The sequence below is a fragment of the Streptomyces malaysiensis subsp. malaysiensis genome (assembly GCF_040653035.1).
Lineage (GTDB): Bacteria > Actinomycetota > Actinomycetes > Streptomycetales > Streptomycetaceae > Streptomyces > Streptomyces malaysiensis.
Genome location: NZ_JBEZNG010000001.1, coordinates 400,829 through 426,561, shown reverse-complemented (window position 1 = coordinate 426,561; position 25,733 = coordinate 400,829). Strand labels below are relative to the sequence as shown.

Sequence of the window (25,733 nt, the reverse complement as noted above, 5' to 3'; positions counted from 1 at the left end):
TTGTTCCGTCACGGCTGTCCGGGGCCGGCGCCGCGCTCCTTGTACAGGCTGATGCTGACCGTTTGGTCCTCGGCCACCGTCGAATCCACCTTGCCCGCCAGTGCGGAGAGCACCGTCCAGGCGAAGGTGTCGCGCTCGGGGGCGCGGCCGTCGGTGGTGGGAGCCGAGACGGTGACCTGGAGTGCGTCGTCAATCAAGCGGAAGACGCAGCTCAGCACGGAGCCGGACACGGCTTGCTGAAGCAGGATCGCGCATGCCTCGTCAACGGCGATACGCAGATCCTCGATTTCGTCGAGGGTGAAGTCCAAGCGGGCTGCGAGGCCGGCCGTCGCCGTACGCAGCACCGACAGATAGGCACCCGCAGCGGGCAGCCGGACTTCCACGAAGTCCTGGGTCCCGGGCTCGCCTGCGATCTGGGACACCCTCACCTCCAAGGTGACACAAGCTGATTGAGCTGAGCTGATTGGAGCGTCGGCCCCGAACCCTTATGGTGGAGGGTGGAGGGACCGGCGCTGTATGTACTTTGCCTGCGACGCTATCGCGATCTGCGGTTCGATGTCGCCCGGACGAAGCACGGCCCCCATCACGGGTGAACTCGGGCCCACAAAGCCGCGATATCACTCATAGTAAGCACATGAGTACGCAGCGTGGCTAGAGGGTTTGCGGTCTCAATTCGAAAGAGATGTCGCCTCACTCAGGGAATCGCTGGTCAGGGCGGTGCCCATGGCCTGAGCGGCCAGCGCTCGCAGCGGCTCTCCCGAAAGCCTCCGCACCGTCCATTCATCCATCGGCTCCGCCCCGATCGCGGCGTAGAAGCCGATCGCGGGCTCGTTCCAATCGAGCACCGACCATTCGAAGCGGGCATATCCCCGCTCCACGCAGATCCGGGCCAGCTCGGCGAGCAGCGCCTTGCCATGGCCGCCCCCGCGGGCCCGCGGGGTGATGTACAGGTCCTCCAGATACACGCCATGGGTGCCTGTCCAGGTGGAGAAGTTACGGAACCACAGGGCGAACCCCACCGGCCGGGCGGGCTCTCCGGCGCCACCGGCCTCCTCGGCGATCAGCGCGAACACCGCGGGATGCGCCCCGAAGAGCGCCTCGCGCAGCTGCTCCTCGGTGGCCTTGGCCTCCCGCGGAGCCCGCTCGTAGGCCGCCAGCTCTCGGATCATCGCCTGGATCGCCGGGACGTCGGACGGCTTCGCGGATCGGATCATGTGGTGAAGGCTAGCGGGCCGCGCCGACAAACGCGGCGGCCGATCTCCGACATTGCGCGGAAAACGCCAAGCCGGGGCGTCCGCGGAACCGGCCCTACACGATGAGCTGATCCACATAACACCAGCGCCAGTCCTCACCCTCCTCGAAGCTGCGCATCACCGGGTGCCCGGTCTCCTCGTAGTGGCGGGTGGTGTGCTGGTACGGCGAGGAGTCGCAGCAGCCCACATGGCCGCACACCAGGCACTTCCGCAGCTGGACGGGGTGGCTGCCGACCGCCAGGCACTCGGGGCAGGTGTCGGCCCGCGCCTCCGGCTCGGGGCGGGGCAGTGCGGGAACATGCGGACACTCGTTCATGATTGCCAGACTAAAACGCCGCGCGAGCGGAGCACATGGACGACCGTCGGGACGGCCGACGGAGACAGGGCCGGACGATGGACGTATTGCCGTTGTTGATGCTGGTCGCGGGCAGCGCGGCGGTCGCCGGCGCGGCCCGCCGCACCCCGGTGCCCGCGCCGCTGCTGCTGGTCGCGGTCGGGCTCGTCGTCTCCTACCTCCCGGGGGTCCCCGACTACACGCTGGACCCGCATATCGTGCTGCCTCTGGTGCTGCCGCCGCTGCTGCACAGCGCCGCGCTGGACAGCTCCTATCTGGACCTGCGCGCCAATATGCGGCCGATCGCGCTGCTCTCCGTCGGGTATGTGCTCTTCGCGACGGTCGCGGTCGGCGCGGTGGCCCATCTGCTGATCCCGGGGCTGCCGCTGACCGCCGCCCTCGTGCTGGGCGCGGTGGTCGCGCCGCCGGACGCCGTGGCCGCCACCGCCATCGCCCGCCGGATCGGGCTGCCCGCCCGGCTCACCACGCTCCTCCAGGGCGAGTCCCTGTTCAACGACGCGACCGCGATCACCGCCTACCGGGTGGCGCTGGCCGCTGCCGTGGGGGAGGGCGTCAGCTGGACCGAGGGGCTGCGGGAGTTCGCCTTCGCGGCCGTCGGCGGTGTCGTGGTCGGTCTGATCCTGATGGTGCCGCTGCACTGGCTGCGCACCCGGCTGCGGGACGCGCTGCTCCAGAACACCCTCTCGCTGCTCATCCCCTTCGTCGCCTACGCCGTCGCCGAGCAGTTCGGGGCGTCGGGTGTGCTGGCCGTCGTGGTGGTCGGGCTCTACCTCGGGCACCACTCCTGGCAGGTCGACTTCGCCACCCGGCTCCAGGAGGCGGCGGTCTGGCGGATGATCGACTTCGTACTGGAGTCGGCGGTGTTCGCGCTGATCGGGCTGCAACTGCGGGTCGTGGTGGGCGGCCTGGGGGAGTACAGCGCGGGCGAGTCCGTCTGGTACGCGGCCCTGGTCTTCCTGGCCGTGGTGGCCGCCCGCTACGTCTGGGTCTTTCCGTCGACCTTCGTGCCACGGATGCTCTTCCCCGGCATCCGTGAGCGCGAGCCCGGCACCAACTGGACCGCGCCGGTCGTCGTCGGCTGGGCCGGGATGCGCGGGGTGGTCTCGCTGGCCATCGCCTTCTCGATCCCGGAGACCGTGCACGGCGGGGGGCCCTTCCCGGCCCGCAATCTGATCCTCTTCCTGACCTTCACGACCGTCATCGGCACCCTGGTGGTCCATGGGCTCACCCTGCCGTCGCTGATCCGGCTGCTCGGGCTGCCGGGCCGCGATCCACGGTCCGAGACGCTCGCCGAGGCGCAGGCGCAGAACACGGCGTCGATGGCGGCCGAGCGGCGGCTGACGGAACTGCTCGCCGATGAGCGCAACGCCCTGCCCTCGCCGCTCGCCGACCGGCTGCGCACCGTACTGGAGCAGCGCCGCAACGCCGTGTGGGAGCGGCTCGGGGCGGTCAACGAGGTGACCGGCGAATCGGCGGACGACACGTATCGCAGACTGGCCCGGGAGATGATCGAGGCCGAGCGGAAGGTGTTCGTGGACCTGAGGGACGCCCGGCGGATCGACGAGGAGATGCTGCGGTCGCTGCTGCGCCGGCTGGACCTGGAGGAGGCGGCGCTCTACCGGGAGGGCGCCACGGACGACGGGTCCTGAGACCGCGGCCCTCCGGCGCCGCCCGCCGCCTCCGGTGCCGCCCACCGTCCCCGGTGCCGGGGACGGGGACGGCCGAGGGCGTTACTTGAGCCGCTCGTGGATCCGGTCGCGCATCTCGGCCATGGTGAAGCCGCGCGGATCCACCTTGCCCGGCTGCCATTCGAGATGGCCGATCACCGAGCGCTCGGTCCAGCCGTGATGGCGGCACACGGCCGCCGCCGCCCGCGCGATCGCGTCCAGCTGGGCCTCGGGCCACGGGTCCTCGCCGTCGCCGAGGTTCTCGCATTCGAAGCCGTAGAAGGCGCGGTTGCCGTCGGTGTTCGCCTCGTTGTCCGCCGGCAGGGCCTTCTCGGCGATCACCGCCCGCAGGACGTCGTCATCGCCGAGCCCGGCGTGGTTGGCGCGGCCGTAGCCCACCAGATGGAGCCCGCCGTCCTTGGCGATCATGCCGTGGCACAGCGGGCCGGGCAGCGCCTCGAACCCGTCCCGGCAGATCTCCACCGTCTCCTGGGTGCCGGAGGTGACCGTGTGGTGGATCATCACCCCGTGCACCGGGCCCCACGGCCCCTTGTGGTTACGGTTGTGGTGCCGCCAGTCCCCGACCTGCGTCACCCGCACGCCCTCGTTCGTCAGCGCCGCGAGGAAGTCCCCCGCGGACATGGGTGAGGCCATGCCGCCTCCGTTCTGGTCGTCCGGCGGGCCCCGGTCGGGGCCCGCCTCGTTCACCCGTTTGCTTACCCGGCGCACACTCATAAACACATGGGGTGATGAATGGTGGGGGGGCGCGTTATCGTGCGGACCGGTCGACCCGCTCGACATCGCACCACCCGAGATCGCACCACCCGAGACCGCTACAGGAGACACACCGCACCATGGACTACCAGGCAGTGCTGGAGGAGGTCGCGGCCCATGTGAAGCCGCAGATCGGCCGGGGCCGGGTGGCCCAGTACATCCCGGCGCTCGCCTCGGTGGACGCGGACCGCTTCGGGATCGCCCTCGCCGATGTCGACGGCCGGGTGACCGGGGTCGGCGACTGGGAGCGGCCCTTCTCGGTGCAGTCCATCTCCAAGGCGTTCAGCCTCGGGCTCGTCCTCGCCGGCGACGGCGAGAAGCTGTGGCGGCGGGTCGGCCGGGAGCCCTCGGGCAACCCCTTCAACTCCCTGGTGCAGCTGGAGTACGAGAACGGCATCCCGCGCAACCCGTTCATCAACGCCGGGGCACTCGTCGTCACCGACCGGCTGCACACCCTTACCGGCGACGCCAGCACCACCATGCTGGACTTCCTGCGTGCCGAGAGCGGCAATCCGGACCTTGCCTTCGACCAGGAAGTCGCCGCCTCCGAGTCCGCCCATGGCGACCGTAATGCCGCCCTCGCCCACTTCATGGCGAGCTACGGCAATCTCGACAACCCCGTGCCGACCGTCCTGGAGCACTACTTCTGGCAGTGCTCGATCGAGATGAGTTGCCGCGATCTCGCCCTGGCCGGCGGCTTTCTGGCCCGCCACGGGCTGCGCTCGGACGGCTCACGGCTGCTGTCGCGCAGCGAGGCGAAGCGGGTCAACGCGGTCATGCTCACCTGTGGTACGTATGACGCGGCGGGCGACTTCGCGTACCGGGTCGGACTGCCCGCCAAGAGCGGTGTCGGCGGCGGGATCGTCGCGGTGGTTCCCGGCCGCTGCACGCTGTGCGTCTGGAGCCCCGGCCTGGATGCCCGCGGCAACTCGGTGGCCGGGCTGGCGGCCCTGGACCACTTCACCACGCTGACCGACTGGTCCGTCTTTTAGGGCGCCCGGCGGGTCGTGCCGCCTGCGGCGGGCTGTTCCCCTCCCCGCCCCTTCCCGAAACTGGGGCTCCGCCCCAGGCCCCGGGTGAGTGTCGCGTGCGGCGGGCTGAGCATCGGTGTGCGGCTCCGCCGCGTGGTGGGGTTCCGCCGCAGGTTCCGGGGTTCAGGGGCGGAGCCCCTGGTGTCGGGAAGGGGCGGGGAGGGGGAAGCTCCGCCCGCGCCGGCCGTGGGCCAGGCGGCGTCCGGCGGGTCGTGTCGCGTGCGACGGGCTGAGCATCGGTGTGCGGCTTCGCCGCAGGTTCCGGGTCCAGGGGCGGAGCCTCTGCCACCTGGTCCGCGGTTACCCCTTGGCGTGGGCGGCGCTTTGGTGAGGGTGGCGCCCGGCACGGCATGGCGGGAGCATGGAGGGTAGTGGTGGTGAGCAGGAGGTGTACCGCCATGCAGCACGAGATGCGCGCCGAATACGAGGAGGGCAGCTCCGGGCGGGTCGCGGGCGCGCCGGTCAAGATCTGGCACATGGTCCGCGGAAACGGAACGACCGCGATGTGCGGGCGGGAGCTGGACCCGGATTCCGAGACCCAGGCCGCCGACCTGTGGGCCACGGGTGACGCGGGGCCCTTCTGCCACTCCTGCGGTGCGATGTATCTGCGCGAGGTCCCTTGAGCGAGTACCACGAGCGGAGGGCGCTGATCGGCCGCGGCGCCGTGGTGTGGACCCGTACGGCCGGCGCCGGGCCGCAGCGGGTGCTCCCGGACGGCTGCACGGATCTGATCTGGAGCGAGGCGGGGTCGGGGCCGGACGGCGAGCTGCTGGTCGCCGGACCGGACACCCGTGCCCATCTGGCCCTCGGGCCGCCGGGCAGCCGCGCCGTGGGGCTGCGGTTCGCCCCTGGTACGGGCCCGGCCGTGCTGGGCGTACCGGCGCATGAACTCCGCGATACGAGGGTGCCGTTGGCCGCGCTCTGGCCCGGCGCGGAGGTCCGGCGGCTGGCCGAGCGGATCGCCACCGAGCGGGTGGCCGGGCGGCAGGCGGCCGCGAGCCGCCTGCTGGAGGAGGCCGCCGGGGACCGGCTGCGGACCGCGGAACCGCCTGATCCGCTGCTCGCCGCGATCGTCGCGGGGGTTTCGCGCGGGACGGGAGTGGCCGGGATCGCCGCGGCCGTGGGGCTGGGGGAGCGGCAGCTGCACCGCCGCTCCCTCGCGGCCTTCGGCTACGGCCCCAAGACGCTGGGCCGGGTGCTGCGGCTGAACCAGGCCCTCGACCTGGCGCGCGCCGGTGTCCCCTTCGCGGAGGTCGCGGCCACGGCGGGCTACGCCGACCAGGCCCATCTCGCCCGCGAGGTCAGGGCGCTGACGGGGGTCCCGCTGGGGCGGCTGCTGCGGGGTCCAGGAGGAGAGTAGGGGCTCAGGAGGGCAGCGGGGCGAAGAGGTCGATGCCGTTGCCGTCCGGGTCGAGGACGACCGCGTAGCGCTGGCCCCAGGGCGCGTCCCACGGCTCCATCGTGCCGCGCACCCCGGCCGCCACGAGGTCCTGGTACGTCTTGTCCACATCGGCCGGGCCGTCGCAGGCGAAGGCCAGCGACACCTGGTGGGAGCCGCTCGGCGGGGTCCACTCCGGGTCGAAGGAGCGTGCCGTCTCGACGGTGTCCCACATCAGCCGCACCCCGCCGGGCAGGGCGGCCTCCGCGTGGGGCTGGGTGTCGGCGTCGGCGGGGATGTCAAGGCCGAGGCGGCGGTAGAAGGCGAGGGAAGCGGCCATGTCGGCGACGACCAGACCGATGGCGTTGAATCGTGCTGTCATACGGGCAGCGTAGGCAGCGCGCCCGCGGCCGGTCTTGAACGAATCGGACGTCCCGGCGGAGCCGCCGGGGGCGGCCGGGGCGGGGGCGCCTTCAGCGACGGGGCGCCCTCAGGGGCGGGGCGCCCTCAGGGGCGGAGCGCCCCCTGCGGTGGGGCACCCTCAGTGCCGGGGCGCCCCCGGCAGCGGGGTGCCCTCAGGGGCGGGGCGCCCCCAGCGGTGGGGCACCTTCAAGGCCGGGGCACCTTCAATGCCGGGGCGCCCCCGGCAGCGGGGTGCCCTGAGGGGCGGAGCGCCCCCTGCGGTGGGGTGACCCCAGCGGTGGGGTGCCCTCAGGGGCGGGGCACCTTCAAGGCCGGGGCGCCCTCAGTGCCGGGAGCGCCGCCGGCGGCGGGGCACCCTCAGGGGTGGGGTGACCCCAGCGGCGGGGCACCCCCAGTGCCGGGGCACCCTCAGCCGCGGGGCGTCCTCAGTGCCGGGGCGCCCCCGGCAGCGGGGTGCCCTCAGGGGCGGGGTGCCCCCGGTGGTGGGGTGCCTTCAATGCCGGGGCGCCCCCGGCAGCGGGGTGCCCTGAGGGGCGGAGCCCCCCCTGCGGCGGGATGCCCTCAGGGCCGGGGCGCCTTCAGCGGCGGGGCACCTTCAGGGCCGGGGCGCCCCCAGCGGTGGGGCGCACTCAGGGCCAGGGCGCCATCAGGGCCGGGGTGCCCCCGGCGGCGGGGTGCCCCAGCGGTGGGGCACCCTCAAGGCCGGGGTGCCCTCAGGGGCCGGGTGTCCCCAGCGGCGGAGCGCCCCCGGCGGTGGGGTGCCCTCAGGGGCAGTGGATTACCTGCCCCGCGTACGACAGGTTGCCGCCGAAGCCGAAGAGCAGCACCGGGGCGCCGGAGGGCACCTCCCCGCGCTCGACCAGCTTGGACAGGGCGAGCGGAACGCTGGCCGCCGAGGTGTTGCCGGACTCCACCACATCGCGGGCGATCACCGCGTTGACCGCGCCCAGCTTGCGGGCGACCGGCTCGATGATCCGCAGATTGGCCTGGTGCAGCACGACACCGGCCAGGTCCTCCGGGGTGATCCCGGCCCGTGCGCACACCTCCCGCGCGATCGGCGGCAGCTGGGTGGTGGCCCAGCGGTAGACGGTCTGGCCCTCCTGCGCGAAGCGCGGCGGTGTGCCCTCGATCCGGACCGCGCCGCCCATCTCCGGGACCGAGCCCCACACCACCGGTCCGATGCCCGGCTGCTCGGCGGCCACCACCACGGCCGCGCCCGCGCCGTCGCCGGTCAGGACGCAGGTGGAGCGGTCGGTCCAGTCGGTGGCCTCGCTGAACTTCTCCGCGCCGATCACCAGGGCCGCGGTGGCCGCCCCGGCCCGGATGGTGTGGTCGGCGGTGGCGAGGGCGTGGGTGAAGCCCGCGCACACCACATTGAGATCCATGGTGGCGGGGCGGGCCAGCCCGAGCCGGGCGGCGACCCGGGCCGCCATATTGGGGCTGCGGTCGATCGCCGTGCAGGTGGCGACGAGCACGAGGTCGATGTCGGAGGGGGCAAGACCGCTGTGGGCCAGCGCCTTGGCGGCCGCCGCCGCGGCCATCTCGTCGACCGTCTCGTCGGGGCGGGCGAGATGCCGGGTGCGGATGCCCACCCGGCTGCGGATCCACTCGTCGCTGGTGTCGACGAGGGCCGCGAGGTCGTCGTTGCCGAGCACCTTCGCGGGCTGGTAGTGGCCGAGCGCCAGTACGTGCGAGCCGGTCATCGGTCATCCCCTTCGCGCCAATATCGACGTATCCGCGCCCTTTGCGGAGATCTCGACGCACAGTCTGCGGTGTGTCCAGTCTTGAGCGGAGCAGACGTGCCGTGCGCTCGGGTCAGTCACCAATCTTGTGCGCCGAGATCTGGAGTTCCCGGCCTTTCCAGGGCGGTGGTCCGTGGTCGATGGCGAAGGGGCTGACCTGACCGCGGCTCAGGACAGCTGGCCGTCGTAGTCCGGGAGCTTGAAGGACTTTTCGGCGTGGCCGCCGCTGATGTCGGTGGGGCTGTTGCCGATGTTGGCGATGATCGTGTAGCCGTTCTTCTCGATCTCCGCCCGCTTGGCGGTCTTGTACTCGGCCACGTCCTGGAAGAGGTCCGGCAGGTGGCGTACGTACAGACCGGCGACCGAGTAGCCGACCTTCTCCAGGTTGTACTCGGTCGGCAGGGAGATGATGCCGGGGCGCGCGGTGACGAAGAAGATGGCCACGCCGCGGTCGTGCGCGTACTGGGCGAGCTTCAGGACCGGCTCCACGGCCGGCTGGGGGTAGCTGAAGCCGAAGTCGGTCTCCAGCGAGGTGTTGTCGATGTCCAGGACGATGGCCTGCTTCTCGCCCGAGGGGTTGGCGGTGCGCTCCTCGACGTAGGGGCGGGCCTGCTCGTCGATGATGGCGCGAACATCGCGCTGCCAGGTCTCGTAGTCGACCTCCTCGGCGGCGGTGGCGCCCGACGGCGCCGCCGTGGCCGCCGTGGTGGCGGGCGTGGCGGCGGTCGCCGTGGTGGCCGTTCCGCCGGTGCCGATGGCGAGGGCGACGACCACCGTCGTCATGCCGAGCCGCCGTGATCGCACGCGTCCTGCTGTCATCGGTCATATCCTTCGCGTCGAGGCGATTGCCGGGTGGCATGCTCACGGCTGACGGTGGACATGAGAAGACCTCTGCTTTACCGGGGAGTAACGGTTCGCGTCCGGGGGCCTTAATAGGCCAACGACACGTGCCACGCCGTTCGTTGACTGGTCAGCCGGTAGATGGGTATGTCACCTAATGAAGGGCCGGCCTGGACCCCGGCGATTGACCGGCGCGGCCGCGGGCTCCGGTGCCGCGCGCCTCCACCAGGTCAAGGAGGCTTGCATGTTCGATGATCGGCCCGCCTTCGGCGTCCGAGTCCACGCACTCGGCGGTGTCACCGTCGCCGAGATCGCGGGGGAGCTGGACATCTTCGCCGCGGGGCGGATCGTGGCGCGGCTCGATTCCCTCGTTCAGGCACGCTGTCCGGATCTGATCCTGGACCTACGGCCGGTCACCTTCCTGGACTGTGCCGGATTGTCCTTGCTGTGCCGCTTGCGCAATCGCGTGCTGGAGCGGGACGGGCGGCTGCGGCTCGTCATCGACGATCCGCGCTTCGTCCGGCTGCTGCGCATGGTGCGGCTGGAGGACGCCTTCGAGGTACTGGAGGACCTGACTCCGGCGATCGCGGGAGTGGCGGATCCGGTGGCCGGAGGGAGCGGTGACGGCTTCGCCTAGGCCGTATCTGACCAAGTGTCAATAGTAAGAACCGAAATTCACTCGGACGAGCGGTCTTCACCGGCGGAATACTGCGTCCCTGCCCATGTAACCGGGGGTCCTCCCTTTACGCTCGCGGGACGTCGCCCAAGGACCCGGCGGATTCGCACCCGATGCCCGACCCTGCCCGCTTCCGGGATTCTGACGAAGGTGAGAGGGGCAGTGTGCCGTTCCGAGGGGATATCGCGATGACGCAGCAAGGCGCTCCGCGTGATGCGCCGGTGCCGCTGGATCGCGGTGCCCAGGACGCCGCGCGGGAGCCCATGAGCGGGGATCCGGCCGACCAGGACGCCGACGCCGCGGAAGACGTCGCTCCGCGCGCCCGTACGCGCCGGGTCGGCGCATACACCGTCGTGGAGCTCCACGGCGAGATCGACATCGCCGGGGTGGGAAGCGTGGGACCGGCGCTGGACGCGGCCACGGCCGGGGATGGACCCGCGGTGATCGTGGACTTACGGCCGACCGCCTTCTTCGACTGCTCGGGCCTGGGACTGCTGTGCCGGGCCCATCGGCGTGTTCTGGAGCGGGGCGGGCGGATGCGGCTGGTCTGCGACGACGCGTTGATCCTCCGTACCCTGCGGGCGGGGAGGATGCTGGAGGTGCTCCATCCGAACGCCACGCTGGAGGAGGCGCTGCGCGAGGAGGAGCGCGAGGGCTGAGGCCCCCTTGTGCGGGGCCGGGCAGGGCCGCTGCCGGGCTCAGGTGCGGCGGTCCTGGGGCGGGGGCGTCTGATGGCCCCCGTGCTGCCGTCCGCGGCTCCAGGGGCGATGGCGGGGCCGTCCGCCGGCCGGGAGGCTGTCATGGCTCTCAGGGGACATCCGATTGCCGTTCTGGACATTGGTCCGGTGGATCAGCAGGGCGCCCACGGCGATCAGCGCGAGGATGACGACCACGGTGATCAGGGTCTCCATGGTGCTCACTCCCTGGGCCGGGCCCCGAATGGAGGGAGTCCGGCCGGTTTGTGCGAAATGCTCCTGGTGTCTCTACACGGTACCTCCGGCCGGTGGGGGCGTCGCCAGGTGCGGGCGCCGGACAGCGGCGCCCGCACACGCCGAGCGCCCGCACCCGGCGTCGGGAACCAGGTGCGGGCGGTCAGGCCCTGATCCGGCCGATCAGCCAGTCAGCGGATCGGTGGATCAGTGGGTTCGGCGGACTCAGTGGCTCTTGGCCAGCTGCTTCTCGAGCTTGGCCAGGCCATTGGCCCAGAGCTGGTTGACGCGGCTGATCTCGGCCTGGTTCGGCTGCGAGTTGGTGCAGGACGTGCCGGGGCCGCCGCCGGACATCAGCTCGCTGCACGGACCCTCGTAGTGGTCCGGCAGGCCCAGCACATGGCCGGTCTCGTGGGCGGTGACCCGGGTCGAGTCGTACTGCTGGTTCTGGGCGTAGTCCAGGAAGACATAGCCGCTGCCGTGGCCGTCGGTGCTCGCGTACGAGCCCCGGGGGTCATTGCCCTCGCGGTAGGTGAAGTCCGGGTTGCTGCCCTCCTGGAGCTTCACGTTGCTCACCGCGGAGTTCCAGATCTGGGTGGAGCGGGATATCACCGACTGGAACGTCGGGGCCTGGCTCGCGCTGTAGGTCACGGTGACGGCGGCGGCCGCGCTGGGCGCCTCGGCCCGCTTGGCCAGCGCCGACTTCATGACGGCCTTGATGAAGGCGTCGGTGTCGGCCCGCTCCTCGCCGCTCGCCGTGTAGGCGGCGGCCGCGGCGCCGCGCTGCGCCGTGGAGTGGTCGGGCGTGGCCGCGGAGGCGGGCATGGCGGACAGGGAGGCCGCCAGGCCGAGGCCGATGGTCGCGGACAGCGCCAGCTTGGGGAGTGACATGTGGGGGGCTCCTCATCGTCCTCGGGCCCCGGTCGCCGTGTGGGGTGGCGGCCGGGGCCGTGGGATGAACTCTTGGCTGACGCCGAGTCTTGAGGAGAACCGGCCCTGCGCGGAGATATCAACTGGTGATAGCACGAGGGCATATCCCCCGGCGGGCTCTCGGATCCCGCCCGACGGTGGGCGTTTGACGTCCCGTTGACCGGTGGTTGACCACTGATTGATCGATTCCGGTATGGGTTGGCGGGGTTTCAGAGTCTGGTGTGACCGACAAGTGCGCAGTTATGCTCCCGCCGTGGAGCTCGAGGTGAGGCACCTCCGTGCATTGTGCGCCATCGCCGACACCGGCAGCCTACGGAAGGCGGCGCGCCAACTGGGCATGACCCAGCCATCCTTGACGACCCAGCTCCGGCGCATCGAGAACACCATCGGCGGCCGGCTGTTCTCGCGCGAGGTCACCGGCAGCAGGCCGACCCCGCTGGGGCGGTCCGTGCTGTGCCGCGCCCGGCCGATCGTGGCCGAGATGAACGCCTTGGTCAGCGAGGTCCGGCTGGAGGCGGGGCAGACCGCCGACGCCCGGTTGCGCATCGGCAGCACGGGCAGCCGGGCCGTGGTCGGCTGGCTGCGCAGGCTCCGCGCCCGCTACCCCGACGCGGACACCACCATCCACATCGACGTCTCCGCCAACGCGCTGCTTCAGATGGTCGCCGCCAACCAGCTCGACGTGGCCTTCGTCCACGAGGTCGAGGGCGCGCCGCTGCGGGTGCCCGAGGGCGTGGAGCGCCGCGTCCTCGTGGAGCGGGAGCCGCAGTTCGTGGCGCTGGCCGAAACCCATCCGGCCGCCCCGCGGCCCGCGGTACGGCTCGACGACCTCGCCGCCGACCAGTGGATGGTCGACCCCAGCGTGGACGGCGAGGGGCCCGGTCTTCGCCGGGTCCTGGCCGCCGCGGGGCTCAATCCGAGAGTGGTGTACGGGGACTATCTGACCGCCGCCGACCTGGTCGCCTCGGGTGAGGTGGTCACCCCGTGCCAGCCCACCGCGCGGTCCCGCCAGGGCGTCGCGGTCCGTCCGCTGCACGGGGATCCGCTGACGGTCCGGCTCTTCCTGGCCTCACGGGCGGCCCCGGCGGCCCGTACCGCGGCCGACGGCCCCGCCCCGGGCACCGCGCCCGGCGCCCCCTTCGAGGTCGACGCGCTCTTCGGCGACCTCGCTGACGCGTACTTCGAGATCGCCTGGGCGAGCGCCGCGTACCGCCAGTGGCTGGTCCGCAACGAGAGCCCGCTGCTGCGCCTACAGGAGCCGCCGACCCGGGAGGCGGTCGACGTCCTGGGGCTGGCCGGGCCCGCCGAGGTCTCGTAGGCCCCTTACGGCGGTGACGCGCGGCCGCGAGCGATGTCCTTCACTCCGCCGGGCGAGGTCTTTCGCGCCGCACGGCGATGACTTTCGCTCCGCCGGGCGGTCCAAGAAACGCGGTCCGGGAACACCGGACCGCACCGGACCGCCCCGCCAGGCAAGGAGTGAGCAGATGAGCACCGAGCACGAGCCGCAGACCGCGCTGGACGCCCGTTTCAGCAGCCCGGACGCCACCGCCACCGGATGGCCGGAGGGGCGGGAGCGGCTGGCGGCCGCGGAGCTGTACTGGCTGTCCACCGTCCGCCGGGACGGCCGCCCCCACGTCACCCCGCTCATCGCCGTCTGGTTCGACGGCGCGCTCTGCTTCTGCACCGGCCCCGCCGAGCAGAAGGCCCGGAACCTCGCCCACAATCCGCGCTGCGTCCTCACCACGGGTGCGGGCGTGCTGCACGAGGGGCTGGACCTGGTGGTGGAGGGCGAGGCCGAGCCGGTGCGGGACGACGCCACGCTCCGGCGGATCGCGGCGGCGTACGTGGCGAAGTACGGCGCGGAGTGGACCTTCCAGGTGGCCGACGGCGCCTTCCACCACGATGGCCATGAGGCCCTGGTCCACCGGGTCGCCCCGGCCACGGCGTTCGGCTTCCGCAAGGGTGAGTACGGCCAGACGCGCTGGCGCTTCTGACCCCGGCCGACCGGCCCCCTCGCGCTGTCCCGGCCGGGCCGTTCAGCCCAGGTCCGGCAGCCCGGCGGACAGCCCGGCGGACAGCCCGACCGGAAGCGTCTGCTCCGACCAGATCGTCTTGCCCTCGGCGGTCTGCCGGCTCCCCCAGCGCTGGCTGAGCCGCGCGACCAGCAGCAGCCCGCGGCCACCCTCGTCGAAGGTACGGGCGCGGCGCATATGGGGAGCGGTGCTGGAGGAGTCGGAGACCTCGCAGATCAGCGAGTGGTCATGGATCAGCCGCAGCTGGATGGGCGGGACGGCGTGCCGGATGGCGTTGGTGATCAGCTCGCTGACCACCAGCTCGGTGGTGAAGACGGCCTCGGCGAGCCCCCATTCGGTCAGCCGCTCCGTGACGTTCCGGCGGGACCGGGCCACCCATGCCGGGTCGGCGGGCACGTCCCAGGTGGCCACGTGCGCCGCGCCCAGGGTGCGGGTGCGGGCCAGCAGCAGCGCGACGTCGTCGAGCGCGCCCTCGCCGGGGAGGAGCGTCCGCAGTACGGAGTCGCAGGTGCGGTCCAGGGACCGGCCGGGGTGGGCCAGCGCGCCGGCCAGCAGCAGACGTCCCTCGTCCACATCGCGGTCCCATTCGCCCATCAGCCCGTTGGTGTAGAGGGCGAGCACGGCGTCCTCGGGCAGCTCGGTCTCCATCGTCTCGAAGGGCAGCCCGCCGACCCCCAGCGGCGGTCCGGTCGGCACCGGGAGGAACTCCACACCGCCGTCGGGCCTGGCCAGCGCCGGTGCGGGATGCCCGGCCGCGGCCAGCGAGCAGTGGTGCGAGACCGGGTCGTAGACCGCGTACAGACAGGTGGCCCCGACATCCCCGGTGGCCTCCTCGGCCCCGGTCTCCGCGGCCAGATGGATCACCAGGTCGTCGAGGTGGGTGAGCAGCTCGTCCGGTGGCAGATCGACGTCGGCGAGGGTGCGGACCGCCGTGCGCAGCCGGCCCATGGTGGCCGACGCCTGGATGCCGTGGCCGACCACATCGCCCACCACCAGCGCGACCCGTGCCCCGGAGAGCGGGATGACGTCGAACCAGTCGCCGCCCGCCCCCGCGTAAGGGCCCGCGGGCAGATAGCGGGAGGCGACCTCGACGGCCGGGGGCTGGGGGAGGGTCCGCGGCAGCAGGCTGCGCTGAAGGGCCAGGGCGGTATCGCGCTCCCGGGTGAAGCGGCGGGCGTTGTCCACACAGACGGCGGCCCGGGTGGTGATCTCCTCGGCCAGCACCACATCGTCGTGGGTGAACGGCTCAGGGGTGTGGTGGCGGGCGAACACCGCCACCCCCAGCGTCGTCCCGCGCGCCCGGATCGGCACCGACATGATCGAGTGAACGCCGAACCGCCGGATCGTACGGGCGCGGGCGGGCTTCAGCGCGCCCCACTTGACGATCGCGGGGTCGGTGGCCGCGTAGATCAGCGGCCGCTCCGCCACCAGGCATTCGACCATCGGCGAGATCTCCGGGTAGGAGTCCACCCTCCCCAGCGGCACCACGGACTCCGGGCATCCCCCGAAGACCGACTGCTGGGCGGCGCGGCGCAGCACCACCGGACCGCTGAGCGGCCCGGACGGCAGCTCCTCGTCCCGGGTCAGCCGGTCCAGCAGGTCGATGGAGACGTAGTCGCCCAGCCGCGGTACGCAGACGTCGGCGAGCTCCTGCGCGGTGCGGTCGATGTCGAGGGTGCTGCCGATCCGGTCGCCGGCCGTGCTCAGCAACAGCAGCCGCTGGCGGGCCAGATACTGATCGGTGATGTCGTGCGCGGCCATGCAGACCGCGTACACCTGGCCGTCGCTGGCCGTCAGCGGGGCGAACCGGGCCGACCAGGCGTGCTCCTCGCCCTCGCCGCCGGTGCGCGGATACGTCTCCACCTCGCGCGGCTCACCGGTGGTCAGCACCTGGTGCATCACCGCTTCGAGCCGCTCGCTCCGGAGCCTGCCCCCGACCTCCGACAGCCGCAGCCCGCGGATCTCCGCCTCCGGGAGGCCGATCACGTCGGCCATCTGGGCGTTCACCGTGCGCAGCCGCAGATCGGTGTCGTAGATCGCCATCGGGCAGGGCGACTGGGTGTAGGCCCACCGCATCAGCGCGTCGTTCCAGGAGTCGGGGGGCCGCTCCGCCCGGGGCACCGCGCTCACCAGCAGCCAGTCGCCCTCCGGCCGCCTGCGGTGGGCCAGCAGCGGCACCGGGACCTCATGGCCGTCGCGGTGGCGCAGCAGCACCGTCCCGTGCCAGCGGGTCAGCCGGGTGCGGGCATGGTGGGCCTCGGCGGCCCACGTACGGCCCGGATCGGCCAGCAGCTCGGCGGCGGGGCGCCCCACGACCTCCGCGGGCCGATATCCGAGCAACCGGCGGGCACCTTCGTTCCAGCTGGTCAGCGTCCCGTCATCGCCGAGCGTGGCCCTCGCCGTATCCACTTCGTCGAAGCCGCCCCGCTCCCGCGCGGAGCCGCCGTCATGGCCCTTCATGCTCGCCCATCCCTCCGGGACGGCACCGGGTCCGTCACCAGGGCTCTCTTCCAGCCTGGTCCACTCCGGTCCCGGCATCAACCAGGGCCGGGGCCGGAGCGGGCGCCGCTAAGCGCTCCGCGGGAAGTGCCGCGCGGTGCGGTCGTTCATCCGCGGCTGTGTCATGGCTGGTCGCGCCCGCGCCGCGGAGCCGCATATCGACACAGCCCCGCGCCCCCCCGCGCCCCTTCGGGGCGCACCCGAACCGCACCGGACTTCATCGAGGCCGCTCAGGGCGGCGGGTGGGCCGGACGGCCCGAGCGGGGCAGGCAGATCGGGCGGATCAGGCGGGCCGGGCCGCCGCGGGCCCCAGATGCCGCCCGGCCCACTCGGCGAAGCCGGTGAGCGGGATGCCGAGGGCCTGGGCGAACGCGGGGCGGGCGGGCTGGTCGACCGCGTTCAGCCACACATGCCCGAGGCCCCACTGCGGCATCCCGGCGGCGAGCGCCTCGTCGGCGGTCATCGACGGGGCGGTCAGCTCGACGCCGGTGACCTCGGAGAGGACCTCGGCGACCCGGGTCATCGTCATATGGTCGCCCGCCAGCTCCAGCTCGACCTCGTGGAACCGCTCGGGGTCGGCGAAGGCCGCGGCGGCCGACGTGCCGATGTCGGAGACGGCGATGAGGGAGAGCGCGGTGCCGGGCTCGAGGATGGTGGCCAGGCCGCCCTCGGGGCCGTTCGGCAGCAGGGAGAGGAAGTTCTCCATGAAGAAGGCGGGCTTGAGGAGCGTCCATTGGCGGAAGCCAGCCTCCCGGACCCGGTCCTGGAGGCCGGACTTGGTCGTGAAGTACTGCTCCATGGCCGCCCAGCGGCCCTCGGCCCAGCCGGGAGCGGTCTGGTGCTGTCCGGCGCCGGAGACGGAGGTGTGCACGAACTGCGGGACTCCCGCGTCCCGTGCCGCGTCGATCAGGTTGCGCCCCTGGACCCACTCGGAGTCGCCCTGGAGGTCGTTCAGATCGGGCATCTGGATCGAGAAGACGGCGCGCGCTCCCTCGGCGGCCCGCCGCACCGAGTCGAGGTCGAGAAGGTCGCCCTTGACCAGCTCGGCGCCGAGCGCCGCCACGGCCCGGGCCCGCTCGGTGGCCGGGTCGCGGACCAGGGCCCGTACGGGAACGCCCGCCGAGAGCAGGGCGCGGGCGGTGGCGCCGCCCTGCTGGCCGGTGGCGCCGGTGACCAGAACGGGGGCGGACGGGGCGGAGGTCGGGGATTGCGAAGGCATGCTGCTCCTCGGGCAGAAGGGTATCGACTCATCGACAAGTCGACTGTGAAAGCTAAACGGCGGGCCCCGCCACTTATGCCTCGGTACGATACGGAGGACCCCGCCACTTAGCAAACCCGGAGGTGACGCCATGCCCGCCGCCCAGCGCGCGGACGCCAGGCGCAACTACGCGCGCATCCTCGCCGTGGCCGAGGAGGAGGTCGCCGCGCACGGCGCCGACGCCTCCCTGGAGCAGATCGCCCGCACCGCCGGAGTCGGCTCGGCCACCGTGCGCCGTCACTTCCCCACCCGGGCGGCCCTGCTGGAAGCGGTCTTCCGCGAGCGCATCGAGGCCCTGGCCGCCCGCGCCCGCGAACTCGCCGGGGCGGAGGACGTACGGGCCGCACTGCTGGAGTGGCTGGGCGCGCTCACCGCCTACTCCACCTCCGTACAGGGCATGGCCACCGCGATGCTGCGCAACGGCGACCTCGCCCCGGAGCACGCCAACCCCTGTGTGGACCCGCTCGCCGAGGCGGGCGACCCGCTGCTACGGCGAGCCATGCGAGCCGGCGCGGTGCGGCCCGGTGTGACCGCGACCGACCTGGTCACCCTGATCGCCGGCATCGCCCTGGCCGCCGAACACCACCCGGACCCCGCCGCCGAGGCCGACCGTCTCCTCGGTCTGGTCGTGGCGGGCATCTGTCCGCCGGGGTGAGGGAGGGGCTTCAACCCCCGCCCCCATCAACGGCGTTCCGCGCAAAGAAGACCGCACCCGGGCCACTCGGGGCGGCTCGGGTGCGGTCTCGTGGTGCTATGGAAGGGCGGGGTCAGCCCTTCTTGGTCTCCCAGAAGATCTTGTCGACCTGGGCGATGTAGTCCAGAGCCTTCTGCCCCGTGGCCGGGTCGGTCGAGCCCTTGGCCGCGCTCAGGGCCTTGAGGGTGTCGTTGACCAGCTGGTGCAGCTCGGGGTACTTCTCGAAGTGCGGGGGCTTGAAGTAGTCGCTCCACAGCACCGAGATGTGGTGCTTGGCGAGCTCCGCGCGCTCCTCCTTGATGGTGGTGGCCCGGGCGCGGAAGTGCGGGTCCTCGTTGGCCTGGTACTTCTCCTGGATGGCCTTGACGGACTCGGCTTCGATACGGGCCTGGGCCGGGTCGTACACGCCGCAGGGCAGATCGCAGTGGGCGCTGACCTGAACCTTGGGGGCGAACAGGCGGGAGAGCATAGAGCTGTCCTTCCATTCGTGATCGTCTTCTCAGGTGCGAGATTACTCCGTGGGGGAAGGCTTTTCTCGGGTGCCCCGGGGGGCTTAGGTCAAAAGTCCAGTGCCAGGCCGGGATGCCTGGGATCGTGATGGGTGCAGGGTGAGGACCGGAGGTGCCGTGATGCGGGAGCAGCTGGGCGATCGCGGGCAGGAGCGGGACCGCGACCGGCGCGGACTGCTGCGGATCGGGCTCGCGGAGGTGTACAACCCGTCGATGCAGCCGACGCTGTACCCCGGTGACCAGTTGGTGGTGCGTTACGGGGCGCCGGTGCGGCCGGGGGACGTGGTGGTGCTGCGTCATCCGTTCCGGCAGGACCTGCTGATCGTCAAGCGCGCGGTGGAGCGGCGCGAGGGCGGCTGGTGGGTCAAGGGTGACAACCCGTATGTGGAGAACGACAGCCGGGAGTTCGGCGTCGTACCGGATGAACTGGTGGTGGCCCGGGCCTGGGTCCGGCTGCGGCCGCGGCGGGGCGCCGGGCGCGGGGGTCAGCGGTCCATGGCCGGGCTGGTCTCCTGGGCGGTGTCCGCGGTGAGGCCGGTGGGCCCGTGGTCCTGGCGGCGGCTGCGCTCGGCGGCCGACCGCTCGGCGTCCAGGCGTTTGCGCGCACGGTAGGCGGCCACATTGGCGCGGGTCGCACAGCGGTCGGAGCAGTAGCGCCGGGATCGATTTGTCGATGTGTCGAGATAGGCGTTGCGGCAGGGTGATGCCTCGCAGATGCCCAGCCGGTCGGCGCCCAGCTCGGTGAGGTGGAAGGCCAGGCCCATGGAAGCGGTCGCGGCGTAACCGGCGCCCGCGTTGGCGGCGTAGTCCGCGATGTGCATATGCCAGTCGGGGCGGCCGTCCTCGTCGCGGGTCTCATGGCCGGAGATCTGCGGGCTCACCGGGAACTCGATGAGCAGCGCGTTCAGCAGGTCCACCGCCAGCACCTCGTCACCGCCCGCCGCCGCCTCGAAGACGGCGCGCAGCCGGGCCCTGACCGACCTCAGCCGGGTGACATCGGCGTCCGTGGTCCGCCGGGCCGCCTGCTGGCTCTCCCCGAAGAGCGCCCGCACGGCTTCCACCGAGGTCAGGGTGTCCGTGCCGCGGCTTGGCTCCTCGCTGTTGACCAGGCGCACGGCGAGATCCGAGTAATAAGCCAGTTCCACTTGTGGTCCTTACGACGGTCGGTCTAGAGTCACGTAAGAGGCGTTCTGCCTACGAGGGTATTACGGGCGGCTGCGCCCGATGACGACTGACGACGACGCATGTCGACGACATGTCGACGACGCATGGCTTGGAGGGGCACGATGACGGACACCGTCGCCGTGGCGGACTGGCAGGCGTGGCAGCGGAGCTGGGACCGGCAGCAGGAGTGGTACCTCCCCGATCGTGAGGAACGGTTCCGGGTGATGCTCGACGCGGTCGAGGCCGTCGTCGGCCCGGAGCCGAGGATCCTGGACCTCGCGTGTGGCACGGGCAGTATCTCGGACCGGGCGCTGCGCCGGTTCCCTGGCGCCACCAGCACCGGTGTCGACCTGGACCCCGCGCTGCTGACGATCGCCCGCGGCCATTTCGAGGCCGAGCCGCGCGTGGAGTTCGTGACCGCCGATCTGCGTGACCCCGGCTGGACCGGGCGGCTGCCGCACGCCGCGTACGACGCCGTCCTGACCGCCACGGCGCTCCACTGGCTGCGCTCGGACGAGCTGCGGGTGCTGTACGGGCAGATCGCGGGCGTCGTACGGGAGGGCGGGGTGTTCCTCAACGCGGACCATATGCCCGATCCGGCCACGCCCCGGCTCAACGCCGCCGACCACGCGTACCAGAAGCGGCGGCAGGCCCGGGCCAGGGCCGAGGGCGTCCAGGACTGGGTGGAGTGGTGGCAGGACGCCGCACGGGACGAGGCGCTGGCGGGGCCGGTGGCCGAGCGGTTCACGATCTTTGGCAATCCGGCCAACGGCGACCACGCGGACGGTGAGACGCAGTCCGTCGCCTGGCATGCCGAGGCGCTGCGCGAGGGCGGCTTCGGCGAGGCGCGGGCCGTATGGTGCTCGCCCTCGGACGCGATGGTGCTCGGGCTGAAGTGACCCCGGGCGGAGTGCGCGAGGGCGGTACGGGCCGATGCCCGTACCGCCCTCGCGCATGTGCCGAGCCTCGGCGGATTGCCTCGGCGGATCGGCGTAAGTCGGCCGCGGTTCGGTGGCGCCCCGAAGGGGCGCGGGGCCGTGTCGAGGTGCGGCTCCGCCGCGCGGGCGCGACCGGCCAGGACGCTGCCGTGGACGATCGACGGCAGGTCAGGGCACTTCCGGCGGAGTGCTAGAGCACCTTGGACAGGAACGACTTCGTCCGCTCGTGCCGCGGATTGGTCAGCACCTCCCGGGGCTGCCCGGACTCCACCACCACGCCGTCGTCCATGAAGACGACCGAGTCCCCGACCTCGCGGGCGAAGCCCATCTCATGCGTGACGACGATCATCGTCATGCCCTCCTCGGCGAGCCCGCGCATCACATCGAGCACCTCGCCGACCAGCTCCGGGTCGAGCGCCGAGGTGGGCTCGTCGAAGAGCATCAGCTTCGGCTCCATCGCCAGCGCCCGCGCGATCGCCACCCGCTGCTGCTGGCCGCCGGAGAGCTGGGAGGGGTAGTTGCCCGCCTTGTCGCCGAGGCCCACCCGGTCCAGCAGCCGCAGCGCGCGCTCGCGCGCCACCGCCTTGGTCTCCCGCTTGACCTGCACCGGCGCCTCGATCACGTTCTCCAGCGCCGTCATATGCGGGAAGAGGTTGAAGCGCTGGAAGACCATGCCGATGTCGCGCCGCTTCTCGGCGACCTCGCGGTCCTTGAGCTCGTAGAGCTTGTCGCCCTTCTGGCGGTAGCCGACCAGGTCGCCGTCCACGTACAGCCGCCCGGAGTTGATCTTCTCCAGGTGGTTGATGCAGCGCAGGAAGGTGGACTTGCCGGAGCCGGACGGGCCGATCAGGCAGAACACCTCGCGCGGGGCGACCTCGAGGTCGATGCCCTTGAGGACCTGGACCGGGCCGAAGGACTTGTGGACGCCTTCGGCCTTCACCATGGCGGTCATGCGCCGACACCTCCGGAGCGGTTGCTGAAGGAGAGCAGATTGGCCCGGACCCGCTGGAGCGGGGTGGCCGGGAGGCTACGGCTCGAGCCGCGTGCGTAGTACCGCTCCAGGTAGTACTGGCCCACGCTCAGGACGGAGGTGAGGATCAGGTACCAGGCGGCCGCCAGGAAGAGCATCTCCGCCGTGGCGCCGGAGTTCTGGCCGACCTCGGAGGTGGCCTGGAGCAGATCCCAGTACTGCACCGCGATCACCAGTGAGGTGGTCTTGAGCATGTTGATGAACTCATTGCCGGTGGGCGGCACGATCACCCGCATCGCCTGCGGAAGCACCACCCGGCGCAGCGTCTTGGCGTGGCTCATCCCGAGTGCCTGGGCGGCCTCGGACTGGCCCTCGTCGACCGACTGGATGCCGGCCCGGCAGATCTCGGCCATGTACGCGGCCTCGTTCAGGCCCAGACCCAGCAGGGCGGCCAGGAACGGGGTCATGAAGTCCGACCACTCGTCCTTGTAGATCGGCATGATGTTGATGTAGTCGAACACCAGGCCGAGATTGAACCAGACCAGCAGCTGTACGTAGACCGGGGTGCCGCGGAAGAACCAGATGTAGCCCCAGGCGATGGAGGCGGTCACCGGGTTCTTCGACAGCCGCATCACCGCGAGGACGATGCCGAGGGCCACGCCGAGCACCATCGACAGGATGGTGATCCAGACGGTGTTGCGGACGCCCTTGAGGACCTCACCGTCGAAGAAGTAGTCCGGAATGGCGCCCCAGTTGACATCGCCGCGGGCGAAGGCGGAGATCAGGAGGGCGAGCAGGGCGATGGTGATGACCGCGGCGACCCAGCGGCCGTAGTGCCGCACCGGGATGGCCTTGATGTTCTCCGGCGCGGGCGGCGGGGTGCCGACCGGGCCCGCCTTTTCGATCTTAGTGGTCACGGATGGTGCCTTTCAGCGCGAGCGCGCGGACGGGGGAGGGCCGGATCACTTGCCGCCGTTGATGACGGCCTTGGTGACCGCGCCGTCCTTGACGCCCCACTTCGCGATGATCTTGTCGTATTCGCCATTCGCGATGATCAGGGCGAGTGCCTGCTTGAGGGCGTCGCGCAGCTGGGTGTTCTTCTTGGCGACGGCGATGCCGTACGGGGCCGCCTCCACCTGGTCGCCCACGAGCTCGAAGTCCTTGCCGCCGCCGGAGGTCTTCACCGCGTACGCCGCCACCGGGAAGTCGCTGGAGCCGGCGACGGCGCCGCCGCCGCGCAGCCGGGTCTGGGCCTCGGTGTCATTGCCGAACGCCTCGATCGAGATCTTGCCCTTCTTGTTCTTCAGGCAGGTCGCCGACTGGGACTTGGCCAGGTCGTGGGAGACGGTGCCGCGCTGCACGACGATCTTCTTGCCGCACAGGTCGTCCCACGTCTTGATGCCCTTGGTGTCGCCCTTCTTGGTGTAGATCGAGACACCCGCGGTGAAGTAGTCGACGAAGTCGACGCCCTCGCCGGCCTTCTTGCCGGTGTCCGGGTCGACGCCCTCCTGGCGGCCCTTGTTGTCGGTCATGGCCGACATGGCGATGTCGTAGCGCTTGGAGCGCAGGCCGGAGAGCAGGGTGTCGAAGGTGCCGTTGTTGAACTCGAACTTCACCCCGAGCTGCTTGCCGAGGGCGTCGGCGATGTCCGGGTCGATCCCCATGACCTGGCCGTTCTTCTTGAACTCGACCGGCGGGTAGTTGATGTCCGAGCCCACCTTGATCACCTTGGCGCTCTGGATCTCCTTGGGCAGCTGGTTGAAGAGCGGGGCGGAGTTGGTGTTGGACCCGCCGGTGGTCTTGTTGGTCTGGTCGCCGCAGCCCGTCAGCAGCAAGGCACCTGCCACCGCTACCGCGCCGATGGAGGCCATCCGGGACTTCGGGGTGGCCCCACGGGGCGTGAAGCTGGCGGTCATGCTGGTTCCTCCGGCAGGGTGAGGGGGGTGAGATCCCGGGAACACGTTTGTGGGTGTCGCGATCTCGTGTGATTGGGGCATCTTGCCATCGGACGGGCTCGTACGGGCCTCTGGCCATGTCAAAATCGGATAACGGGCGATCCCCGTGGTGCACTACCGGACAGCGGCACCGGCCGGACAGCGGCGGCCGGAACCGCGGAGCGGGCTCATGATCACGCGGAGAACAGCGCGTGACGGTGACATGGACTTTCACCAGAGATTCGCCCGCCTTCAGGTGTAATGCCTGGTTTTCCGGCGTCATGGCACCAGAACTCGTTCGTCCCTCGACGCACGCTTCGGGTAGAACAGACGGCTACACCCCTCACCCGGGGCTCAGGGCGCGTGTGCGACGCGCCCGGCGTTCGTACCCACCCCCATGCGGTGGTCTTCCGCTGAATGGGACGACGCGGTGCCCGCCCGCTCCGAACCTGGGGCGGATACCCTCGATAGAAAAACGACAAAGGGGTCAAAACAGTGGCAGCGGAGATGGTCGATCCTCGCAGCGACAGCACAACCGGCAGCGGCGAAGGAGCCGAAGGCGTGACCGACGGCGAGCCCTTCGATCCGGCCTTCGCCCTGCACCGCGGCGGCAAAATGGCCGTCCAGGCGACGGTGCCGGTGCGCGACCGGGACGATCTGTCCCTCGCGTACACGCCCGGTGTGGCCAAGGTGTGCAGCGCTATCGCCGAGAAGCCCGAGCTCGTCCATGACTACACCTGGAAGTCCCAGGTCGTGGCCGTGGTGACGGACGGCAGCGCGGTGCTGGGGCTCGGGGACATCGGTCCGGAGGCGTCCCTCCCGGTCATGGAGGGCAAGGCGATCCTCTTCAAGCAGTTCGGCGGCGTGGACGCGGTGCCGATCGCGCTCGACTGCCGGGACGTGGACGAGATCGTGGAGACCGTCGCCCGCTTCGCGCCCTCGTTCGGCGGCGTCAATCTGGAGGACATCTCCGCGCCCCGCTGCTTCGAGATCGAGCGCAAGCTCCAGGAGCGCGTCGACATCCCGATCTTCCATGACGACCAGCACGGCACGGCGGTGGTCACCCTCGCCGCGCTGCGCAACGCCGCCAAGCTGACGGACCGCGCGCTGGGCCAGCTGCGCGCCGTGATCTCCGGTGCGGGCGCCGCCGGTGTGGCCATCGCCCGGATCCTCACCGAGGCGGGCATCGGCGATGTGGCCGTGTGCGACCGCAAGGGCGTCGTCTCCCAGGACCGCGAGGACCTCACCGACGTCAAGCGCGAGGTGGCCGGGTTCACCAACAAGGCCCAGCTCACCGGATCGCTGGAGGCCGCGCTGGACGGCGCCGACGTCTTCATCGGCGTCAGCGGCGGCACGGTGCCGGAGGACGCGGTGTCGAAGATGGCGCCGGGCGCCTTCATCTTCGCGATGGCCAACCCCAACCCGGAGATCCACCCGGATGTCGCCCACCGCTACGCGGCCGTGGTCGCCACCGGGCGCAGCGACTTCCCGAACCAGATCAACAACGTCCTCGCCTTCCCCGGCATCTTCGCGGGCGCCCTCCAGGTCCGGGCCTCCCGGATCACCGAGGGCATGAAGCTCGCGGCCGCCGAGGCGCTGGCCGCGGTGGTGGCCGATGAGCTGAGCGCGGACAAGGTCATCCCCTCGCCGTTCGACGACCGGGTCGCCCCCGCCGTGACCGCGGCCGTCGCCGCGGCCGCCCGCGCGGAGGGCGTCGCCCGCCGCTGACGCCCCGC

At 71.6% G+C, this 25,733-nt stretch carries 27 protein-coding genes and 1 pseudogene; 12 read left to right on the top strand and 16 right to left on the bottom strand.

Translation table 11 applies throughout. The annotated features are described in order from the left end of the window. Positions 1-8 precede the first annotated feature (8 nt). From AB0E24_RS01860 to AB0E24_RS01850, 3 genes are all read right to left on the bottom strand, one after another. Entirely contained in the window at positions 9-422 is a 414-nt protein-coding gene (locus AB0E24_RS01860; protein WP_069873144.1) for an ATP-binding protein, read from the bottom strand. Between the two features lie 246 nt (positions 423-668). Next, positions 669-1,214 carry a GNAT family N-acetyltransferase gene (locus tag AB0E24_RS01855; RefSeq protein ID WP_069873146.1) on the bottom strand — a complete coding sequence of 182 codons (546 nt, stop codon included), beginning with the start codon at positions 1,212-1,214 and terminating at the stop codon, positions 669-671. Between the two features lie 94 nt (positions 1,215-1,308). Further along, a complete protein-coding gene (locus AB0E24_RS01850; RefSeq protein ID WP_069873148.1) occupies positions 1,309-1,569 on the bottom strand; it encodes a UBP-type zinc finger domain-containing protein in 261 nt (86 codons plus the stop codon). A gap of 77 nt (positions 1,570-1,646) precedes the next feature. Here AB0E24_RS01850 and AB0E24_RS01845 point away from each other — a divergent pair, with 77 nt between their 5' ends. Then, on the top strand, positions 1,647-3,257 hold the full coding sequence (locus AB0E24_RS01845; RefSeq protein WP_359374388.1) for a Na+/H+ antiporter: 1,611 nt from the start codon (positions 1,647-1,649) through the stop codon (positions 3,255-3,257). Positions 3,258-3,338: 81 nt separating this feature from the next. Here the strand turns inward: AB0E24_RS01845 and AB0E24_RS01840 are convergent, their stop codons facing one another. Continuing rightward, entirely contained in the window at positions 3,339-3,929 is a 591-nt protein-coding gene (locus tag AB0E24_RS01840; protein WP_174886307.1) for a peptidoglycan recognition protein family protein, read from the bottom strand. A gap of 200 nt (positions 3,930-4,129) precedes the next feature. On the opposite strand from AB0E24_RS01840, the gene AB0E24_RS01835 reads away from it, so the two are divergent. The 3 genes from AB0E24_RS01835 to AB0E24_RS01825 all read left to right on the top strand — a co-directional run bounded on the left by AB0E24_RS01835 (position 4,130) and on the right by AB0E24_RS01825 (position 6,440). After that, positions 4,130-5,041: a glutaminase gene (locus tag AB0E24_RS01835; RefSeq protein ID WP_069873152.1), complete on the top strand. Its 912-nt coding sequence runs from the start codon at positions 4,130-4,132 to the stop codon at positions 5,039-5,041. Between the two features lie 437 nt (positions 5,042-5,478). Further along, positions 5,479-5,703, top strand: a complete 225-nt coding sequence (locus AB0E24_RS01830; protein ID WP_069873154.1) for a hypothetical protein — start codon at positions 5,479-5,481, stop codon at positions 5,701-5,703. Beyond that, the gene (locus AB0E24_RS01825) at positions 5,700-6,440 is read left to right on the top strand and encodes a helix-turn-helix domain-containing protein (RefSeq protein WP_359374384.1); all 741 of its coding nucleotides are present in this window, start codon (positions 5,700-5,702) and stop codon (positions 6,438-6,440) included. Before AB0E24_RS01830 ends, AB0E24_RS01825 begins: the two co-directional genes overlap by 4 nt. Positions 6,441-6,444: 4 nt before the next feature. On the opposite strand, the gene AB0E24_RS01820 is transcribed toward AB0E24_RS01825, so the two are convergent. From AB0E24_RS01820 to AB0E24_RS01810, 3 genes are all read right to left on the bottom strand, one after another. Next, a complete protein-coding gene (locus tag AB0E24_RS01820; RefSeq protein WP_069873158.1) occupies positions 6,445-6,840 on the bottom strand; it encodes a VOC family protein in 396 nt (131 codons plus the stop codon). A gap of 805 nt (positions 6,841-7,645) precedes the next feature. Further along, on the bottom strand, positions 7,646-8,584 hold the full coding sequence (locus AB0E24_RS01815; RefSeq protein WP_359374380.1) for a beta-ketoacyl-ACP synthase III: 939 nt from the start codon (positions 8,582-8,584) through the stop codon (positions 7,646-7,648). A gap of 207 nt (positions 8,585-8,791) precedes the next feature. Then, complete coding sequence (locus tag AB0E24_RS01810) at positions 8,792-9,442, bottom strand: HAD family acid phosphatase (protein WP_359374377.1); 651 nt, start codon at positions 9,440-9,442, stop codon at positions 8,792-8,794. A 265-nt stretch (positions 9,443-9,707) separates the two neighbouring features. Here AB0E24_RS01810 and AB0E24_RS01805 point away from each other — a divergent pair, with 265 nt between their 5' ends. Together AB0E24_RS01805 and AB0E24_RS01800 are read left to right on the top strand one after the other, a co-directional pair. Next, positions 9,708-10,100: an STAS domain-containing protein gene (locus AB0E24_RS01805; protein ID WP_093701308.1), complete on the top strand. Its 393-nt coding sequence runs from the start codon at positions 9,708-9,710 to the stop codon at positions 10,098-10,100. A 227-nt stretch (positions 10,101-10,327) separates the two neighbouring features. Next, positions 10,328-10,798, top strand: a complete 471-nt coding sequence (locus tag AB0E24_RS01800) for an STAS domain-containing protein (RefSeq protein WP_232639371.1) — start codon at positions 10,328-10,330, stop codon at positions 10,796-10,798. A 39-nt stretch (positions 10,799-10,837) separates the two neighbouring features. Here AB0E24_RS01800 and AB0E24_RS01795 read toward each other — a convergent pair whose 3' ends face one another. Both AB0E24_RS01795 and snpA read right to left on the bottom strand, forming a co-directional pair. Then, complete coding sequence (locus AB0E24_RS01795) at positions 10,838-11,050, bottom strand: hypothetical protein (RefSeq protein WP_069873167.1); 213 nt, start codon at positions 11,048-11,050, stop codon at positions 10,838-10,840. 243 nt (positions 11,051-11,293) lie between these two features. Further along, on the bottom strand, positions 11,294-11,959 hold the full coding sequence (gene snpA, locus AB0E24_RS01790) for a snapalysin (protein WP_069873169.1): 666 nt from the start codon (positions 11,957-11,959) through the stop codon (positions 11,294-11,296). Positions 11,960-12,263: 304 nt separating this feature from the next. Here snpA and AB0E24_RS01785 point away from each other — a divergent pair, with 304 nt between their 5' ends. Both AB0E24_RS01785 and AB0E24_RS01780 read left to right on the top strand, forming a co-directional pair. Continuing rightward, a complete protein-coding gene (locus AB0E24_RS01785) occupies positions 12,264-13,316 on the top strand; it encodes a LysR family transcriptional regulator (RefSeq protein WP_232564707.1) in 1,053 nt (350 codons plus the stop codon). Positions 13,317-13,482: 166 nt separating this feature from the next. Beyond that, positions 13,483-13,992: a pyridoxamine 5'-phosphate oxidase family protein gene (locus AB0E24_RS01780; RefSeq protein WP_359374372.1), complete on the top strand. Its 510-nt coding sequence runs from the start codon at positions 13,483-13,485 to the stop codon at positions 13,990-13,992. Between the two features lie 42 nt (positions 13,993-14,034). On the opposite strand, the gene AB0E24_RS01775 is transcribed toward AB0E24_RS01780, so the two are convergent. Both AB0E24_RS01775 and AB0E24_RS01770 read right to left on the bottom strand, forming a co-directional pair. Beyond that, a complete protein-coding gene (locus AB0E24_RS01775) occupies positions 14,035-16,491 on the bottom strand; it encodes a SpoIIE family protein phosphatase (RefSeq protein WP_359374371.1) in 2,457 nt (818 codons plus the stop codon). 322 nt (positions 16,492-16,813) lie between these two features. Beyond that, complete coding sequence (locus AB0E24_RS01770) at positions 16,814-17,749, bottom strand: NmrA/HSCARG family protein (protein ID WP_359374369.1); 936 nt, start codon at positions 17,747-17,749, stop codon at positions 16,814-16,816. 130 nt (positions 17,750-17,879) lie between these two features. On the opposite strand from AB0E24_RS01770, the gene AB0E24_RS01765 reads away from it, so the two are divergent. Then, on the top strand, positions 17,880-18,443 hold the full coding sequence (locus AB0E24_RS01765) for a TetR/AcrR family transcriptional regulator (protein ID WP_359374366.1): 564 nt from the start codon (positions 17,880-17,882) through the stop codon (positions 18,441-18,443). 112 nt (positions 18,444-18,555) lie between these two features. Here the strand turns inward: AB0E24_RS01765 and sodN are convergent, their stop codons facing one another. After that, positions 18,556-18,951: a superoxide dismutase, Ni gene (sodN, locus tag AB0E24_RS01760; RefSeq protein WP_069873180.1), complete on the bottom strand. Its 396-nt coding sequence runs from the start codon at positions 18,949-18,951 to the stop codon at positions 18,556-18,558. 160 nt (positions 18,952-19,111) lie between these two features. On the opposite strand from sodN, the pseudogene sodX reads away from it, so the two are divergent. Continuing rightward, positions 19,112-19,420: pseudogene (gene sodX / locus AB0E24_RS01755) on the top strand (nickel-type superoxide dismutase maturation protease); the annotation flags it as partial. A gap of 56 nt (positions 19,421-19,476) precedes the next feature. Here sodX and AB0E24_RS01750 read toward each other — a convergent pair. Next, a complete protein-coding gene (locus tag AB0E24_RS01750; protein WP_069873182.1) occupies positions 19,477-20,136 on the bottom strand; it encodes a CGNR zinc finger domain-containing protein in 660 nt (219 codons plus the stop codon). Positions 20,137-20,277: 141 nt separating this feature from the next. On the opposite strand from AB0E24_RS01750, the gene AB0E24_RS01745 reads away from it, so the two are divergent. Further along, entirely contained in the window at positions 20,278-21,054 is a 777-nt protein-coding gene (locus tag AB0E24_RS01745; RefSeq protein ID WP_079258967.1) for a class I SAM-dependent methyltransferase, read from the top strand. Between the two features lie 229 nt (positions 21,055-21,283). Here AB0E24_RS01745 and AB0E24_RS01740 read toward each other — a convergent pair whose 3' ends face one another. The 3 genes from AB0E24_RS01740 to AB0E24_RS01730 are packed head-to-tail and all read right to left on the bottom strand — an operon-like array spanning position 21,284 to position 23,979. Beyond that, complete coding sequence (locus tag AB0E24_RS01740; RefSeq protein ID WP_069873187.1) at positions 21,284-22,045, bottom strand: amino acid ABC transporter ATP-binding protein; 762 nt, start codon at positions 22,043-22,045, stop codon at positions 21,284-21,286. Further along, positions 22,042-22,980 carry an amino acid ABC transporter permease gene (locus AB0E24_RS01735; protein WP_069873189.1) on the bottom strand — a complete coding sequence of 313 codons (939 nt, stop codon included), beginning with the start codon at positions 22,978-22,980 and terminating at the stop codon, positions 22,042-22,044. The genes AB0E24_RS01740 and AB0E24_RS01735 overlap by 4 nt, the downstream gene beginning before the upstream one ends. A 45-nt stretch (positions 22,981-23,025) precedes the next feature. Next, the gene (locus tag AB0E24_RS01730; RefSeq protein ID WP_102937300.1) at positions 23,026-23,979 is read right to left on the bottom strand and encodes an ABC transporter substrate-binding protein; all 954 of its coding nucleotides are present in this window, start codon (positions 23,977-23,979) and stop codon (positions 23,026-23,028) included. 513 nt (positions 23,980-24,492) lie between these two features. Between AB0E24_RS01730 and AB0E24_RS01725 the strand changes: the two genes are divergently transcribed. After that, positions 24,493-25,725 (top strand): NAD(P)-dependent malic enzyme, encoded by a 1,233-nt coding sequence (locus AB0E24_RS01725; protein WP_069873194.1) that lies wholly within the window; start codon positions 24,493-24,495, stop codon positions 25,723-25,725. Positions 25,726-25,733 lie beyond the last annotated feature (8 nt).